The following is a 15,791-nucleotide window of genomic DNA, read 5'->3' as shown; positions in this document are numbered from 1 at the left end:
TCAGTTCTAGGATCGCCGCTATAATGGAAACTAAAATGTCGTTCGTCAGTTCGTTCACTACTTTTCCCCATTAACGATGCTTACCAATTTAATGTAAATATGAAGTCGCTAAATAACGTTAACCTTTGAACATTATTCGAACCGCCGCAATCAGCAGGCATACCGACAAAATCCGAACCACAGCAATCGCCGGAATTTTAGACGCCAAGCGTGCACCGATCTGACCGCCGACCAAAGCCCCGATCGCAAGCCACACAAAAGTATCCCACATCACATGCCCCAATACCGCATGAGACGCTGTGCCGACGAATGACGACAACAGAATCGAGAACATCGAAGTCGCTGTCGCAATATGCGGTGGAAACGCAAGGAACAAAATCATCGTCGGTACCATGACCGATCCTCCACCGATCCCAAACAAACTAGACAAAAATCCGACGAAAAAAGCAACCCCTGTAGCAAAAGGTACATTAAACGCATAATGATGCGTCGTACCTGTAGCATCCAGCAGACTTCGGCTAACCGTAGGCTTCAAAAATCCATCGCGGCTTTTTTTCGGCTTAAAATTAATCGAAATCGCCATTAAAATCAGAAAGATTCCAAGCGAGATAAAAAACACGCGACTTTCCACAACGCCCGTCGTCCATGCGCCCAAAATCGAACCCGGAATCATCGCAACCGCAAAAATCAGACCACTCCGATAATCGATCCGCTTTTGCTTGGAAAACGCGATCGTACTCGAAATCGCACTAACAAATAGAACCGCCATCGAAGTCCCCGAAATCTCGGACACTGGAATCACATACATAAAAGCCAAAACGGGAACAATAATAAACCCGCCACCTAGCCCCGCTATTGCTCCGCAGATCGACGCGAACATACCGACTGCGATTAAGATTATGATCTCCATGATTCATCCCTCCTTTCCACCATTCCACATACACCCTACCATTTTTTTAATATAGACTCAAAAAAGAACCCATCCTAAGATGGGTTCCCCTCAAGTCGTTTAGCCAAGAAAATGTTCTTCAAACCATCTACGAGCCGCTTCCACTTCAGTCCGCGTCAATTGGTGCCCGAAATGCTCCCAGTTCGCTTTCACCTCAGCGCCCGCGCCTTCCAGCAACTGAACCAGTTCCTCCGTATTATCCGCTGGAACCATGCCGTCATTGCGGCCTGCGCCAACAAATACTTGAATACCGTTCATATTCGGAAGCTCCAAGCCGCGGATCGGAACCATCGGATGATGCAGCATCGCGCCTTTAAACGCCTGATCGAAATGGAACATTAAGCTTGCCGCGATATTCGCGCCATTCGAATAACCCAAAGCCACCAGATTCGAGACATCAAATCCATATTGCTCCGCCGCTTCGCTTAGAAAATCTCGAATTTCATTAGTGCGGAAGATAAGATCTTCTTCGTCAAATACCCCTTCCGCCAGTCGACGGAAAAAGCGAGACATGCCGTTTTCGGAGATGTTACCGCGAAGCGATAAGATCGAAGCTCCCGGTGCAATCATTTCAGCCAGTGGAATCAGATCGTTTTCCGTACCGCCTGTGCCGTGAAACACGACAATCGTCGGTAAATTCTCGTTACTACCTTTTTGGAAAATATGCTTCATTTTGAGTCCTCTCCTCTACGCGATCTGCTGATTTTAAATTAAATTTTCTTTGGAACTCTCACGGTAATCGGCAGCAAACCATTTTCGATTTGTGCGCGTTTTCCTTCGTACCATTCAGGCAACATCAACTTTTCGCCCAACGCTTCTGGAGCTTCATCGACTGTGAATCCTGGTGGATCGGTCGCGATTTCAAACAAAATTCCGCCTTCTTCTCGGAAGTATACCGCATTGAAATACTGACGGTCGATTACTGGAGTCGGTTGGTACCCGTCACTGCCGACTACGCTGCGCCACATTTCGTGTTCTTCGTAATCTTTAGCGCGCCAAGCAATATGATGCACCGTGCCTGCTCCGCCCGCTCCCCGAGGAACCGCCGACATAGGCAGATCGATCAGATTGCCAAGTTCACCGGTAGTACGGAATCGAGTAAATCCTGCGAATTCGCCGATTTTTTCCATGCCCAATACCGATTCCAGTACATGAGCTGTACGCTGTGGGTTTGTGCTGTATAAGATTGCGCCGCCGAAACCTTTGATCGCTTTTTCAGCAGGTACTCCGGCAAACGACCACGTCGACGCTGCTCCTTCTGCACGTTCAACCAATTCAAGTTGCAATCCTTCATGGTCTTTAAATTGTAGGTAATGTTCACCAAAACGATCGGCTTCGACTACAGAAATCCCAAATCGATACAACCGTTCTTTCCAAAAAGCCGATGTGCCCGGCGGAATCACATAAGTAGTAAATCCAACTTGTCCGCCGCCAATCTGCCCTCTACGTGCTCCTGGGAAAGGGAAAAAGGTAATGATCGTACCCGGCGAACCTTCTTCATTCCCGAAGTACAAGTGGTACACATCCGGTGCGTCAAAGTTAATTGTTTTTTTGATCATACGAAGACCTAATACCCCTGCATAAAAATCGACGTTAGCTTGAGGATCTCCAGCGAAAGCGGTGATATGGTGAATACCAGCAGTTTGCAAACTCATGATCATCTCTCCTTTTTTATATTTATGATTTAATTTTAAATTTCTTTATTTTAAGATATTGATCAAAAAATAAATCTTGATTCGTAGTCAGGGAGCGAAACGCTATCCGCGTTCCGCCTCTTTCCCTAACTTTTTTAGTAATGTGGAAGCAATCTCAATCTCGTCCGTATCTAATGCACTCATCATCCGATGCACTTCCGCTGCATGTTCCGGGAAAATTCGATCAAACAACGCTCGACCTTCGTCGGTAATCTCAGCAAAAATGACGCGTCGATCATCTGGGCTCGGTACCCGCCGAAGCAATTCTCTTTTTTCCAGCTTATCGATGTTGTAGGTAACGCTACCGCTTGTGATCAATATTTTTTCACCGATCTGCTGCAATGGAAAACGACCTTTGTTGTATAACACTTCAAGGATTGTGAATTCGGACGGTGATAAACCGTGTTTTTTCATATCTTTGACTGCCCGATCCATCACATTCTTATACGCTTTGGATAGTACGACGAATAATTTCAATGCCGCAGCTTCTTCGGGATTCGCCGAAGATTTAGGTTCTACCTGTGTTCCTTGTTCTTGTTCCGTCATTGTCACTCACCTCCTTGAAGACTGAATTTATTTTAAATCAAATATCTTAAATTAAAGATAAATCATAATGAAAGATATGTCAATCTTTTTTTGAATAAAGAAAAAGCCCTTTGAAAAGGGCTGAGTGTATCCATCGATTAACGTCTTCTACGCATACCTTGTACCAAGTTAATCACTTGCTTGGCTGTTGTTACAACAGCTGCAATTGTTCCAATCGTGCGCATAATTTTTCTCATGGTGGTTCATCCTCCTCGTTTGGAAAATGGCATTGGCTTAAGCCGACTCGCTATACTGCCATTTCCCCAAAGGACGCAGATATGAAACGGTAATAGATCGGAGACTTTCACACTGCAAGCACGCCGCGATTACGTCCTTCTTGCTTCGCACGATACAGAGCACGATCGGTTTCTTCAACCAATTGACTCTCGGAAAATGTCGGATACAAGCCGATTCCTACCGAAATGGTGATATGGATCAGCCGACCATCCGGTAACAAAAATGGAGTTTCTTCGATTTTTCTACGTAGACGATCAGCGGTCTCGATCGCGCGTTTGCTATCGCAAGGACGTAAAATCACGGCAAACTCTTCGCCACCTTTACGTGAAGCACAGCCAACTTTTCGAACATACTCGCGAACGATTTTGCCGAGTTGTTCCAACACCGCATCTCCCGCCGGATGACCATACGTATCGTTCACCTTTTTGAAATGATCAATATCCAGTAACAACAACGCAAAAGGGCTTCCCGAAGCGATTGCCAACCGGTATCTGGATTCAAAACCTCGTGAATTATAAAGCCCTGTCAAAAAGTCGTGTTCGATTTCTTGTTTTAGCATATCGTGCATTTCTCGGGTTTCCCGCAGGTAACGCACCATATAATACGTAAACACACAGCTTATCACTTGCAAAGCAGCAAGTAGCATAATGATCGGAAGCCCTCCTAGCCCTAGGCGATAGAGCAGTAATGCAAGAGCCACGATCGTAGTCGATATAGCGGCAACCGTCCATTTCAGACGAAATGATCCTTTGAGTAAAAAGGCAGGAAATACGAGAACGAACGTTAACAGCGTTGCAACAACACCGATGATCGATGCCGAAGTAATTCCTCCAAAAATCAAAACTCTTCCTGTAGCAATGATTAATGACGCGATCAAAGCTGCCCACGGACCACCGACACTCGCAGCGACTATAATAGAAAGTTGACGAAAATCAAGTAAGATTCCATTTTGTAATTTAAAAGTAAAAATCAACTGTACAATGCCAAACATGCCAAGCCCTATTCCACTCGCTAGATTAAGCCATATAGGAGAAGCTTTAAAATGATTCCGAAGAATATTTAATGCCATATCTCCAAAAAACAAAAAAGTGGATAGCAAGCAGAAGTTGATAAATAAGTCACGAAGCATCGCGGTTCCTCTCCTTGCACAATCTTAAAGTCATCGTCTTACACTCATTATCGGCAAGCTTCGTTTATTTAATAAATATAATTCATAAAAAATTGTCGACAATTCGATTACAAAAATCATTGTTGAGGGTAATGAGAAAGCAGGAGAGTTAAAAATGGCTTGTATAACGTTGGATAGAGAAAGGAGTTCGTTCAAATGGACCACGAAAACGTTCAAATTTTAGAAGATTACTCAAATACGCTATGTAAAAGTCAATTTGGCAAAACACCAGAGTCCATCGAGATTCGATCCAACGAACGCTCTATCGTCTTTTTTTACAAAGGATTAACGGAGAAACGTGACGAACGGCTACCGAAAGACCCGGATGAACGTTATACGCATATCTATATTTTGCTTGAACAATTTATCTTCCCGTCTTTGCGACCGAAGATTGAAAAATTAACAGGCAAACAAACGGATTACGCTTTTATCGATTGGAAGATCGAAACGGATACAGCTGCAATTTCGATCTTGTTTAAACCCGGTGAACAAGCTTATGAAGAAGATTCGTACGTAGGCAAAGCTGAGATTCACCGCGTCGTCGAAGCCGTTACGGATAAAGTGCAAAAATCACCGGTAAGTATCGAATCGTTTTGGCTGGATCAGCATTTGCTTTTGATTATACGAAGCGGATTATTGATTAATTTGGAAAAAAAGCTTGTCAAAAAAGGTTTCAATAGTCAGCTTCGAGTAGCCAAACGCGAATTGGAACTGGACGGATTTATCGAACAACTACCGATTAGCGATCTGCTGCATCGAAAACTGAATACCGCTTATCTGGATTGGGCATTTGAAGACGATCTAAGTCTGCTGACTTTAGATCTCGGCGATCCCGTATCCGGCGATTGATCCAAAGATCATCATTGTGCCTACAAAAAACACGTATTCTTCAATAAGAAGAATACGTGTTTTTCTTTTCTATTATAATGGTCCTTATTGTTGTTCCGCTTCCGAATAATGCTCTCCGCAAAACGCTAACGTTTCCTCAAGCTCATCGTCTTCCAGATCGAATTCCAATACTTGATTCGTTCCGCGCTCGATAATCTCATGTTTGATGATTTTTTTCGTCTCGCCATTTACGCCGTAGATGACGCGAAGCAACAACCCTTGCGGTGTGAACAGCTCGTCTTCTTCGTCCACTTCGAAATCAATGATAAATTCGTAACGTTCCCCTTCTACGATTCCAAAAGCATCACGAATTTTTTCTACCGTATACGTTGTAAATTCCATTACTTATTCTCCTTTTCGGTGCTGGAAGGAAGCAGATTGCTCACTTGTTCACGCACATCCTGTTGTTGTAACGCTTCTCCGAAAATATCGACGCGTCCACGGTCTTCACTGGTACGAATCAAGCGACCGATGCCTTGACGCAATCGCAAGATCATATACGGCATATCCACTTCACCGAAAGGATCGGCAGATTCGCGGCGCTTCGCAGCAAATACCGGATCGTTAGGCGGGAAAGGAAGTTCCCAAATCACGACGTGATTGAGCGAATCGCCCGGAATATCAAGCCCTTCCCATAGCGTAACCGCGCATAAATTCGTGAATTTATCGTTTTGGAATTCCGAGATCAAGCGGCTGATTTCGGCATCGCCCTCGTATAACAGTGGGAACTGCGCAAATTCCGCTCTAGCGTTGGCTTCCAAGCGGAATGTCTCCATCGATTCGCGAGACGGGAACAACAGCAGCATGCCGCCCTCACGGCGCTCTAAAGCACGAAGAATATGATCGGACTTGAGTGCAATCGAAGTCTCGGTATGCAAGCTTGCCTGCATATTTTGTTCATAATCGTAAGGAGAATCCACCGAGAACGATAGATAATCGCTCACCCCTAAGCTATCCGAAATATAATCGAACGAAGTCTGAGCCGATAATGTCGCGGAAGAGAAAATGATCGGCATTTTTTTGGAAAAGACACGTTCGTTCAAGATTTCTTTGACCTTTTTGGGCATTAATACAAGCGTCATATCACCTTGATCCATTTGTGTCCAGCAGATCAGTTCGCGAGGATTCGCAAACAACATCAGCGCCGTCTGGATCATCTCCAAATGTTCTTCCACGATGCGAAGCTGATATTCATCCAGACTGAACATACCGCTTTCGAACACCAATTCTTCTTCGATCGCGTCAATCGCTGAACGGAATGCCTGGATACTTTGCATCAGTTCCGCGGCAAGTTCCAGCTCGCTCCGATCCGATGCCGCAACAGGCGTACTATAGCATTCAAGCAAAGCAAACAAATCATCGCTGCGCTCGATCGCGCGTTCAACCGACAATGCCAAAGACTCTCGGACTTCGCCTTCGAGCAGACGCGTTACGATCGCTTCGAACGCCGAATGTTTGAGTTTGTACGTAAGCGCGCTTTGCGCTGCCGTCTCCAGCAAATGCCCTTCGTCGAACACGACAGAGCTATGCTCAGGCAGTAACGGAAGTTGACCTTCGCGTTTGCGGGCTTCGTATGTCCACACGTGCTCCATGTAGAAGTCATGCGAGCAGACGATCAGATCGGTCGCTTTGCGGTAATGATCTCGCGACAACGTCTGACCGCACCGGTGGCGACGACTGCATACCAAGCAATCCTGGAATACGTCCCAACCGACTTTATTCCATTCTTTATCATCGAGTTCCGGGTAATCTTTTCGGCTGCCATACGGATAAAAAGATTGCAGCGTATCCGGGAAATGAACGAAAGGCGGCAATTCTTCATAAATATTTTGGAATACTTCGCTTTCGCTGCCCGGTCCGCGTACATCTTCCAGTTTGTTCAGACACAGATATTGATCCGGCGATTTGCCGAGTCTAACATCAATATTCAAATCCAAATGGCGGGCAATTTTGGCAATATCGCCTTCTGGCTTCACCAATTGTTCAATCAGCGATTCGTCTGCGCAAGCAATCACAGCCGGCTTACGTGTATATCGTGCATATAAGGACGCATACAGCAAGTAGACGAGCGTTTTTCCCGTACCTACCCCTGCTTCTGCGAAAATCGTTTTCTTTTCTTTGTACGCACGCTCCAATTGGAACGCCATAAAAATTTGTTCGTCGCGCGTCTCAAATCCAGCTTCAGGTAGCAGATCATAGAAGACATCTGCGATCCAATCAGAAGCCTGATCCAAAAAAGGAGCCGCAGGGTCGAACGTAAACGGATAAGTAGTGGTCAAAGCGGTAATAGCCTCCATTGAACTTGCGGATTTAGCTACGATTGTTAAACAGATTGCAATCGAGCCACCCGTCATTATAACTGAAAATTGAACATTTGGCGAGCAGAAAACAAAAAACCGCTTCTTTCATTACGAAAGAAACGGTCACGTTGCGATCAGGCGAATCATTGAATTCACTTTTGCCGCTTAACGTCTACGGGAATAAGAATCGGTCTGAGCGTTCGGCTTTTCTTTTCTGAGCCATTCATCCACGGTATCCCAGCGATGACGGAACTTTTCCAGCCTTGGATGCAGATGCTTGGGCGAGTCTTCCAGTACCAACCGAATACGCACGATCCACTCTTCGAACGTAGCGAATGAAGCAAAGCGATTGGCATTGTCTGCGGTCAGATACAAAAATAACGGCGACGGATACTTTTCATCGATAAAACGAAGCGCGGCTTCAAGCGGTGTATACTTTTTACGTTTACCATCCCAATTTTCCACCGTAACATTTTTCATAATCGTTTGAGACCTTTTCCAATCATGCAGCCGATCATCGCGTTTGTAAAAAGCACTTGCCGCCTCGCCGGTCAGACGTCGCACTGTCGCTTCATGCAGCGGATACAGCACAAGTTGTGAAAAAGAACGAGCCACCGCCGCTTGCGCGGCACGTTCCAACTGCTCGTCGCTCACGTTTTCGAACGAATCGTAAAAGACTAACGTCCCTTTATTTTGGCGCACAGCAGGTTCGGCTCCGAACGGGATTTGATACGTTTGTCGACCCATAAGCCTGTCCCCTTTTCCGATATGGATTTGTGGTTAGCACTTTTCGCATTTAAAAGTCTTTTCTTTTAAATAACCACAATCCGACGCCGAAAGCAAAAACAACGAAAATAGCGGAATAAATCACAAACGTATCGGAAGGCGGATTCCCTCCGGTGAGAAAAGGAATACGTTCGTCGCTTCCTTGCGTAAGTACAAATAACATCCGGCGTTGTAGTCCGTCTGCTGGCGTTAACAGCGAGAGCAGCGTACCGATTCTCGACAATGTCGCTTGCACATTTTCTTCGACCGGAAGGATACTGCGCACTTTCTCGACCATACCGCCGAGCCAGCTTGCGCCGTATAACATCGTCATAAAGACACCGTTGCCGATTCCGGAAAATAGCGTTGATCCAAGCATTGAAGCACTAACAAGGATCGGAACTGCACCTAAAAAGAGCAAAAGCGAAACCAAAATATCGCCATAGTCGCGCGTTAACCCCGCATGAATATTCGTGATCCATAAAAGAGCGGCAAATAACAGCAGTGCATAAGCACCGATCAACGTTACATAACCGATCCAACGACCGATATACCATTTCCATCGCGGAAGCGGGCGTGTTAATACCGATTGCAAGATGCCTTGTTCAGCTTCCCCGGAAATGACCGAAAACGAACCGAAAATCGCCAAAAAAGCGACGACGAATCCGGCAAAAAAGAATCCCAGCGACAAAATCGCATTTCGACGCGCGACCTGCATCAGTAAATCTCCGTGCACCTCACCACTTACGGTATCGCCAATAAACCAATAAACCGCCAAAAACAACACAGTTAATACGGCAGCGATCAGAAGCATTTTGCGGCGTATCATTTCTTTCCATGTAGCGGAAATGATCATATTCATCCGCGTTCCCCCCTCTGATCTTGCCCGGATACGGTATCGACAAACCAATCTTCCAGCTTTTCCGATTGCATCGAAGATTCATACAAAGTCATGCCTTGTTCCATAATGAGCATGTTTAGCAGTCCGGCTTGATTTTCGTCCGCAATTTCGGCTTGCAGCCATACCGGGCTCTCCCAATCTTGCGCAGGATTATAATTTGGATCTTCCAACGTAATATTCAATCCGCTTTCTGCCCGTAGCCATTCCAAAGACTGAGTGGAAAAACCGCCGACTTTGAAACGCCAGCGGACTTGGACTTGCAACAATTCTTCAACGGTTCCTGTACGAATCATGTTTCCGTTGAGCATTAGAGCCATACGGTCGCAGACCGTTTCGACGTCTTGCATGAGATGTGAGTTCAAAAATAAGGTTTTGCCTCTTTTTTTAAGTTCAAGCAGCAATTCACGAACTTCGCGTCTACCCACTGGGTCCATCGCCGAAGAAGGTTCATCCAAAAACAAAATTTGGGGATTACCGAGAAGCGCACAAGCCAAGCCAAGTCTTTGCTGCATCCCTTTCGAATACTGTTTGACTCGATCGAGTCCACGTTTTCCAATACTGACTTCGTCCAGCAAAGTGCGAATTTGCATATTCATTTCTTTCCCTTTGATCCCGAGCAGCCCCGCGTGAAATTTCAACACTTCTTCACCCGTTAGCCATTCCGGATATCGGTACAATTCGGGTAGATAGCCGATCTGCGCACGTGCTTTCAACGAACCGATCGGTTCTCCAAGCAATAATCCGCTGCCACTGCTCGCCGATACCAGACCGACTAACGTTTTGACAAACGTACTTTTTCCCGCGCCGTTAGGACCGAGGAAGCCGAAGGCTTCCCCTTGTCCGACTGTGAGCGTAATATCGCGACAACCGCGTCCGTTATCGTAAATTTTGCTTAAAGATTGAGTTTGAATTGCAGGAGTTAAAGAATTCACTGAACCGCCAGTCCTTTCACGAAGTCGAGGAATCCGGCTTCGCCACCTTTAAATTGAATAGCTGCGTTAAATTCGAATAACTGATTGTTTTTAATCCAAAATGCGCTTCTTGTTCCGCCTTCTTCTTCGGTATACGTGACTTTTACACCCGATACGTCAAAGCTTTTCGCTTGACCTCTTTCAAACATAGGAAGAGGTAATTTCCCACTCGATACCGCTGTTTTTTGAAGGCTGGATCTCAATTCTTCCGGCAAATAAGGGAAATTCATCACAGCTTCCATCGTTTGTTCTACAGGGAAAGACTCATCGAATTCTACCGTAGGCATATCCGATTGATCCAATATCGCCCATGTGTCTGCCTCAAATGAGTCTGAGTCGTTACCGAAATTATAGATTACTCTTGCTGGGTAAGTCATCGTAATCGATTTATCATTCGCTTCTTGTGGGAATAAATACTCCGCTCCAAGTTTTCGCAGCATCTCATTCACTTCGTTTACATCCAGCTTCATTTCGGTTTTGGTACCGATAGCCGCACTCAATCTTCCTTCGGTACCTTGCGGTCCAACGATCGGAGTATAGCCTAGTTTTTCACGAATTTGTTCGACGGAATCTTTCTCGCCAAATTCGTTTAATGGACTGCTGCTAAAATCTCCGTAGATATTCGCCGTTTGGAAATCGTCATCGATGTTATAAATCATTTGTCTCATGTTATCCAATTCCGATTGTTGAACAACGACCGCGTCTTGCATCGTAAATTTATTTAAAATGCTTGCAAGCGCTTGGTTTCCTACAGGCGTTACCGCAGTTGCGATTACAGCTGCTGCCGCTGCTGCGAATGCAATACGGGCACCGCGTTTTTTGTTCTTTTTGGATGTTAAAATATTCGCCGTAGAATCTTGCAGCAGATGTACGTTGTTTTTTGCCGACTGATTATTCTGATCTTCTGCGGAGTTTGCAAGAAATGCAGAAGCCCCTTGCTCAGTTTGCTTGAAATCTGCTTCTTTCCATGTTGCCCATACTGGATTTACCGGTTCTTGCTGCAAACGTGCTTGCATCTTCTCCCATGCTTGATTAGCGATTGCCTGTTCTTGCTCGTTGTTTTTGCTTGTCGTCATTACAAATTCCTCCTAGAATCGATTTTGTTTATGAATTCAATCCGTTGGGTCTACCTGCTGCCCGTTTTTTCAACTTTTCCGCTGCACGATTTAATAACGATCCGACTCTCGGAGCACCGACTTTGATTTCTTCCGCGATTTCCGCGTAACTATAACCGGAGTAACGAAGCATGAGCGCTTGGCGATCGCGTTCCGGCAGTTCATCAAGCAGTTGTTTCACTTCTTCTTGATCTTCGCTACGGACTACAGCGGCTTCTCCACTCTCCCACGTCTGTTCACGGTCGAAATAATGTTCTTGTTTTTCTTGAAGTTTACGCTGCCTCACCAACCGGTCTGTATGATCGTAAGCGATCCGGGTTAACACTCGGTGGAGCCAAGCTCCCAGCACATTGGGATCATCCGGCGGATTACGATAAAGTCTCAAAAATACTTCTTGAGCCAAATCTTCCGCTGTCGCTTCGTCTTTTACCATCGCGATGAGCTTCCGACGAACACCGGGGTAATATTGAAGAAAGATCGCTTGAAACGTATCTGATTCTGTATTTAAATGGTCCATGTGTGAACCTCCTTATTGAAGTGCGGCCGCTCTTCCTTGCCGTATATACACTGAAAAGACGACAGGTTCTTTTATTTTGTATCGCCTTTTGCAAAAAAAATATAGAAATTCGAAATCAATGAATAAAGAGAGTACACTAAAAGAATATCTGTACAAGGTTTCTTCGATCCTTAATGACTTTATTTCTTATTTAAAAGGAGGCTGCCATGATCTATCGTTTTACTTACTTGTCTGGCGGGCTGCATGTGGCGGCTTACGCAGCTTTCCCTCCGGAACTCCAACTTTCGCCCGAAGAATGGCTGCTTTTCCTGACTGAATATTTCGGCGATTCCGAACTCACGGTCGAGCACGTTGCTTGCGTACTACCCTCTACCGTGCAATCTAATCCTACCGCAAAAAGCAATTATCCGGTGCTTGTTTATTGCCGGGGAGGGATTGGAAAAGTCGGTCGTGTACGAGTCGATTGGCTGGCTGAATTTGCTTCGTTTGGCAGAATCGTAATCGCGCCTTGCTACCGCGGCGGCGAAAGCGGCGTCGGTTACGACCGATTCGGCGGCGCGGATCTGGAAGATTCGCGTATTGCGATGCAAATCGCTCAAGCGATTCCGCAAGCGGATTCGAAGCAGATCGCGGTGCTCGGATTTTCGCGTGGCTCGATCAATGGTACGGATGCCGCGATCTCAGAAAAAGCAACGCATCTGGTCTTATGGGGCGGCTTGTCCGATTTGGGGCAAACGTATGAAGAACGTATTGATTTGCGTAAAATGCTCAAGCGAGTGATGGAAGGCTCGGTCTATAAAATTCCGGAAAAGTATCAAGAACGTTCACCGATCTATATGGCAAAAGATATCGAGTGCCCGGTACTCGTTATGCACGGTACGCAAGACGTACAAGTGAAGTATGAACATGCAGCGCGGATGTATGCGGAGTTGCAGCGGCTTGGGAAGCCCGGCGAGCTGTTTACGCTGGAGGATCTTGGGCATCATATGCCGCAGAAAGTACGGATGAAAGTGCTGGGGGATATGTTTGAGTGGTTGGATAACAACTCGTAAATCTTATTGAGTTACTTGTGCGGGCGGAAGCGGGATTTTGGGAATTAAGAAAAGAAGACCTTCACCCCTCTTGTTAGGGGATGAAGGTCTTTTTAATACCATTATTTGCGTTTGCGGGTTGCTAGGGCTGCGCCTGACAAAGCGATGGCTACGATCGATAGCGCTAGGGTGATGTAGAGCAATACATTGCTCGTTGAAGCAGCTGGTGCATCGGAAGGTGCGTCTGCGGGTACAGCGGTTGGGTCGCTGACTGCGGAAGCATCATTCGTTTCTTCAGCTGTTGCTGGATCGGTAGCCGTATCTGTTGACGCTTCATCGGTCGTCGCTTCGGCTGGGTCGCTGACTGCGGACTCATCGGTTGTAGCTTCATCTGCTGCGTTGTCTGTACCTACGGCTTGTCCGTGAGCATTCGCAGTAGTTTCACCTGCGGCTGCGCCGATCATGGTCATGGAGTGCGGCGTCGCGGCGTTCTCGTCGCCTGTCCATTCTACGATGCTGCCGTCTGTGTAGTATTGGAACGCATCCCATGCGACTTCGCCTTCTGCTGCCGGGTTTTTAGCGACAAAAGTGAATCGTTGGAATTGCCCTGCGCCAATTCCATCTCCTTCGGCTTCCCAAGTCACGGTTCCTGCGGATTCGTCAACGGTCGTTGTCCAGCCTGGAATCGGTTCGTATTGTTGGAATTCTACGCCTTCCGGCATTTTCAGTACGACTTTGTTTGTATTCACATCTTTTTCGACGGGAACTTTCATCGTATATGTTTCCCAAGCTCCTGTAGCCGATTCTTTAGGAAGCACCGTCACGTGAGCACTGGCTACGGTAGCAAATAACAAGAAAGCTGCGGTTGCCGGAGCTGCAAGCGTCATGATTTTTTTGAATGTGTGGTTCATCGATTTGATTTTCATAGGGATAAATTCCGCCTTTTATATGTTTTTTAAAATTAATCTTTGGATTATTCGTTAACTTCCATTGTGAATGTTCGATCTGCTTGTTCAAAACGATCCGACAATCCGTGAACTTCTACATTCCAGGTTCCGGCGTTACCGAAATACAGACCTGACACTTGGTAGCTCCCGTCGGTTTGTTTGTCCGCGCGAACTTCGGTCTCTTCGGTTGGCGAAGCTTGAGGTGCGATTCGCAGCGTAACTTGCTGCCAATCGCTTCGCGCCGCCCCTTCTGCATCGGTAAAGCGTACAGTAAAGGTCGAATTGCCAACTTTGAGCGGACGCACATCAAGAGAAATCTTGACATTCTCTGCGTCTTCAGCAGGTTGCACATCTGAGAAAGCTGTTGGCGCGGCTGCCGCAGGTGGCGGCGTCGGTACATTCGTCAGCAGACCTGCCAGCACCAATACAATAATACCGGCTGCAAATTCGGTAATTAAAGCCCCTATTTTCTGTGCTTCCTGTTTGCGGCGGGCGTTACGGAAATGAATAAATCCGAGCGTCGCCATAATAAGTAGCAGCACCGATTTGGCGACGATGAGTTGACCATAACGGCTGGTGAATAGATCAGACCAAGTCGGAATATGCGTCACACTCATCACCACGCCGCTAAAGATCAGCGCAATGACGGAACCAAATGCCCACGGGGCAAAGCGCTGGACTGTTTTTTTCCATATGCCGCCTATTCCTTCTTTTTTCGCAAAGATCAGGTAGAACAGTAACGCCAGTATTCCGCCGATCCATACCGTCGCCCCTAACATATGCAAGGTGTCGGCTAACACTTGACTGAATACATGCTCGGTTCCTGCTGCATGCCCTGTCAACGCTTTGGTCACAAGCAACAGCACAAATCCGACAATGACAATCGTCCAGTGCCCGCCGCGTTTGCCCCAGCCCATAACGTCGTTGACGACTACAGCGCCCGCGATCATCAGCCAAACTAACACTTGCAATAAGAACATTCGACCGGACGATGTGCCTTCCAGCGTCTGACCTAAAATTTCTTTGCCGAAAGCTTCGCTCCACGGCACATCCGCGAACAACTTCGCTTGCAGCGGCAAGCCAATCAAAATAACGAGCAACAGCAAGGTCATGGATGTCCAAAATAAAATCCGCATCGGACGCGTTATACTTTGGGTACTCCGCAATTCTGCCGGGAGCAGAAAGCCGAGGAATAAGATCACGCCCGCTACCGCTGAGAATAAGGTATATAGGGCTGCGCGATGCGCGACCGTATCTGCGCCTGGTGTATAATCGGCAGCTCCCCCGGCTACTCCGGCATCGGTTAGTACGCCGTCTGAGCCGATACCGAACCGAATCGTCCCCCGGATCGGATGACCATCCGCGGATACGACGCGCCAATTCAGCGTATAAATACCGTCAGGAAAATCGCCTTCAACTGCCGAGGTCACGATGCGCTCATCGTTTTGCTGAACCGTCGCTTGTCCGACCGGCATTTTTTTCCCGGCTGTATTCGTGATTTCTATCGACAGAAATTCACCTTGTATCGTTTCGTTGAAAGTCAGTTGAATAGTTTCCGGCATCTTCGCCATCGAAGTCTGATCTGCCGGAGTTGACGAGACCAGCGTAGCGTGAGCCGAAGCCAAGCTTGGCATCAGCCCTGTTGCCAGTATTACCGCAGCCAAGATCGGCAGCAGTACAAATCTTTTCCATACTCCAATCTTTCTGTTCATTGCTATCCTTT

Annotated in this window: 16 protein-coding genes; 2 read left to right on the top strand and 14 right to left on the bottom strand. The window is 46.7% G+C overall.

Features of this window, described 5'->3' with window-relative positions; all coding sequences use genetic code 11:
* Positions 1–118: 118 nt before the first annotated feature.
* The 5 genes from NOM90_RS00475 to NOM90_RS00455 all read right to left on the bottom strand — a co-directional run bounded on the left by NOM90_RS00475 (position 119) and on the right by NOM90_RS00455 (position 4,594).
* A complete protein-coding gene (locus NOM90_RS00475) occupies positions 119–910 on the bottom strand; it encodes a sulfite exporter TauE/SafE family protein (RefSeq protein ID WP_255939183.1) in 792 nt (263 codons plus the stop codon).
* A 99-nt stretch (positions 911–1,009) separates the two neighbouring features.
* Positions 1,010–1,621, bottom strand: a complete 612-nt coding sequence (locus NOM90_RS00470) for an alpha/beta hydrolase (protein WP_255939182.1) — start codon at positions 1,619–1,621, stop codon at positions 1,010–1,012.
* Positions 1,622–1,659: 38 nt separating this feature from the next.
* On the bottom strand, positions 1,660–2,604 hold the full coding sequence (locus tag NOM90_RS00465) for a ring-cleaving dioxygenase (protein WP_255939181.1): 945 nt from the start codon (positions 2,602–2,604) through the stop codon (positions 1,660–1,662).
* Positions 2,605–2,706: 102 nt separating this feature from the next.
* Positions 2,707–3,078: a MarR family winged helix-turn-helix transcriptional regulator gene (locus NOM90_RS00460; protein ID WP_255940493.1), complete on the bottom strand. Its 372-nt coding sequence runs from the start codon at positions 3,076–3,078 to the stop codon at positions 2,707–2,709.
* A gap of 454 nt (positions 3,079–3,532) precedes the next feature.
* A complete protein-coding gene (locus tag NOM90_RS00455; RefSeq protein WP_255939180.1) occupies positions 3,533–4,594 on the bottom strand; it encodes a GGDEF domain-containing protein in 1,062 nt (353 codons plus the stop codon).
* 195 nt (positions 4,595–4,789) lie between these two features.
* Here NOM90_RS00455 and NOM90_RS00450 point away from each other — a divergent pair, with 195 nt between their 5' ends.
* On the top strand, positions 4,790–5,482 hold the full coding sequence (locus NOM90_RS00450) for a hypothetical protein (RefSeq protein ID WP_255939179.1): 693 nt from the start codon (positions 4,790–4,792) through the stop codon (positions 5,480–5,482).
* Between the two features lie 84 nt (positions 5,483–5,566).
* Here NOM90_RS00450 and NOM90_RS00445 read toward each other — a convergent pair whose 3' ends face one another.
* The 7 genes from NOM90_RS00445 to NOM90_RS00415 all read right to left on the bottom strand — a co-directional run bounded on the left by NOM90_RS00445 (position 5,567) and on the right by NOM90_RS00415 (position 12,090).
* Positions 5,567–5,863, bottom strand: a complete 297-nt coding sequence (locus NOM90_RS00445) for a DUF6509 family protein (RefSeq protein ID WP_255939178.1) — start codon at positions 5,861–5,863, stop codon at positions 5,567–5,569.
* The gene (locus NOM90_RS00440) at positions 5,863–7,818 is read right to left on the bottom strand and encodes an ATP-dependent DNA helicase (protein ID WP_370866544.1); all 1,956 of its coding nucleotides are present in this window, start codon (positions 7,816–7,818) and stop codon (positions 5,863–5,865) included. The genes NOM90_RS00445 and NOM90_RS00440 overlap by 1 nt, the downstream gene beginning before the upstream one ends.
* Positions 7,819–7,986: 168 nt before the next feature.
* Positions 7,987–8,568 (bottom strand): hypothetical protein, encoded by a 582-nt coding sequence (locus NOM90_RS00435; RefSeq protein ID WP_255939174.1) that lies wholly within the window; start codon positions 8,566–8,568, stop codon positions 7,987–7,989.
* A 49-nt stretch (positions 8,569–8,617) separates the two neighbouring features.
* Positions 8,618–9,448, bottom strand: coding sequence for an ABC transporter permease (locus NOM90_RS00430; protein WP_255939172.1), 831 nt, complete (start codon positions 9,446–9,448; stop codon positions 8,618–8,620).
* On the bottom strand, positions 9,445–10,419 hold the full coding sequence (locus tag NOM90_RS00425) for an ABC transporter ATP-binding protein (RefSeq protein ID WP_255939169.1): 975 nt from the start codon (positions 10,417–10,419) through the stop codon (positions 9,445–9,447). Before NOM90_RS00425 ends, NOM90_RS00430 begins: the two co-directional genes overlap by 4 nt.
* Positions 10,416–11,534, bottom strand: coding sequence for a hypothetical protein (locus NOM90_RS00420; protein ID WP_255939167.1), 1,119 nt, complete (start codon positions 11,532–11,534; stop codon positions 10,416–10,418). Before NOM90_RS00420 ends, NOM90_RS00425 begins: the two co-directional genes overlap by 4 nt.
* Before the next feature lie 28 nt (positions 11,535–11,562).
* Positions 11,563–12,090, bottom strand: coding sequence for a sigma-70 family RNA polymerase sigma factor (locus NOM90_RS00415; protein WP_255939165.1), 528 nt, complete (start codon positions 12,088–12,090; stop codon positions 11,563–11,565).
* 206 nt (positions 12,091–12,296) lie between these two features.
* On the opposite strand from NOM90_RS00415, the gene NOM90_RS00410 reads away from it, so the two are divergent.
* The gene (locus NOM90_RS00410) at positions 12,297–13,142 is read left to right on the top strand and encodes an alpha/beta hydrolase family protein (RefSeq protein ID WP_255939163.1); all 846 of its coding nucleotides are present in this window, start codon (positions 12,297–12,299) and stop codon (positions 13,140–13,142) included.
* Positions 13,143–13,243: 101 nt separating this feature from the next.
* On the opposite strand, the gene NOM90_RS00405 is transcribed toward NOM90_RS00410, so the two are convergent.
* Positions 13,244–14,047 carry a YcnI family copper-binding membrane protein gene (locus tag NOM90_RS00405; RefSeq protein WP_255939162.1) on the bottom strand — a complete coding sequence of 268 codons (804 nt, stop codon included), beginning with the start codon at positions 14,045–14,047 and terminating at the stop codon, positions 13,244–13,246.
* A gap of 47 nt (positions 14,048–14,094) precedes the next feature.
* Positions 14,095–15,780 (bottom strand): copper resistance CopC/CopD family protein, encoded by a 1,686-nt coding sequence (locus tag NOM90_RS00400; protein WP_255939160.1) that lies wholly within the window; start codon positions 15,778–15,780, stop codon positions 14,095–14,097.
* Between the last annotated feature and the right edge of the window lie 11 nt (positions 15,781–15,791).

Origin of the sequence: Saccharibacillus sp. JS10 (genome assembly GCF_024436065.1) — a bacterium.
In the GTDB taxonomy this organism is placed as follows: domain Bacteria; phylum Bacillota; class Bacilli; order Paenibacillales; family Paenibacillaceae; genus Saccharibacillus.
Note: the sequence above shows the minus strand (reverse complement) of the source record. Positions and strands in the feature narration are given on the sequence as shown.

Coding starts and splice junctions, on each gene's coding strand:
- NOM90_RS00475 (WP_255939183.1), bottom strand. CDS start 910: ATGGAGATCATAATCTTAATCGCAGTCGGTATGTTCGCGTCGATCTGC.
- NOM90_RS00470 (WP_255939182.1), bottom strand. CDS start 1,621: ATGAAGCATATTTTCCAAAAAGGTAGTAACGAGAATTTACCGACGATT.
- NOM90_RS00465 (WP_255939181.1), bottom strand. CDS start 2,604: ATGAGTTTGCAAACTGCTGGTATTCACCATATCACCGCTTTCGCTGGA.
- NOM90_RS00460 (WP_255940493.1), bottom strand. CDS start 3,078: ATGGATCGGGCAGTCAAAGATATGAAAAAACACGGTTTATCACCGTCC.
- NOM90_RS00455 (WP_255939180.1), bottom strand. CDS start 4,594: ATGCTTCGTGACTTATTTATCAACTTCTGCTTGCTATCCACTTTTTTG.
- NOM90_RS00450 (WP_255939179.1), top strand. CDS start 4,790: ATGGACCACGAAAACGTTCAAATTTTAGAAGATTACTCAAATACGCTA.
- NOM90_RS00445 (WP_255939178.1), bottom strand. CDS start 5,863: ATGGAATTTACAACGTATACGGTAGAAAAAATTCGTGATGCTTTTGGA.
- NOM90_RS00440 (WP_370866544.1), bottom strand. CDS start 7,818: ATGGAGGCTATTACCGCTTTGACCACTACTTATCCGTTTACGTTCGAC.
- NOM90_RS00435 (WP_255939174.1), bottom strand. CDS start 8,568: ATGGGTCGACAAACGTATCAAATCCCGTTCGGAGCCGAACCTGCTGTG.
- NOM90_RS00430 (WP_255939172.1), bottom strand. CDS start 9,448: ATGAATATGATCATTTCCGCTACATGGAAAGAAATGATACGCCGCAAA.
- NOM90_RS00420 (WP_255939167.1), bottom strand. CDS start 11,534: ATGACGACAAGCAAAAACAACGAGCAAGAACAGGCAATCGCTAATCAA.
- NOM90_RS00415 (WP_255939165.1), bottom strand. CDS start 12,090: ATGGACCATTTAAATACAGAATCAGATACGTTTCAAGCGATCTTTCTT.
- NOM90_RS00410 (WP_255939163.1), top strand. CDS start 12,297: ATGATCTATCGTTTTACTTACTTGTCTGGCGGGCTGCATGTGGCGGCT.
- NOM90_RS00405 (WP_255939162.1), bottom strand. CDS start 14,047: ATGAAAATCAAATCGATGAACCACACATTCAAAAAAATCATGACGCTT.
- NOM90_RS00400 (WP_255939160.1), bottom strand. CDS start 15,780: ATGAACAGAAAGATTGGAGTATGGAAAAGATTTGTACTGCTGCCGATC.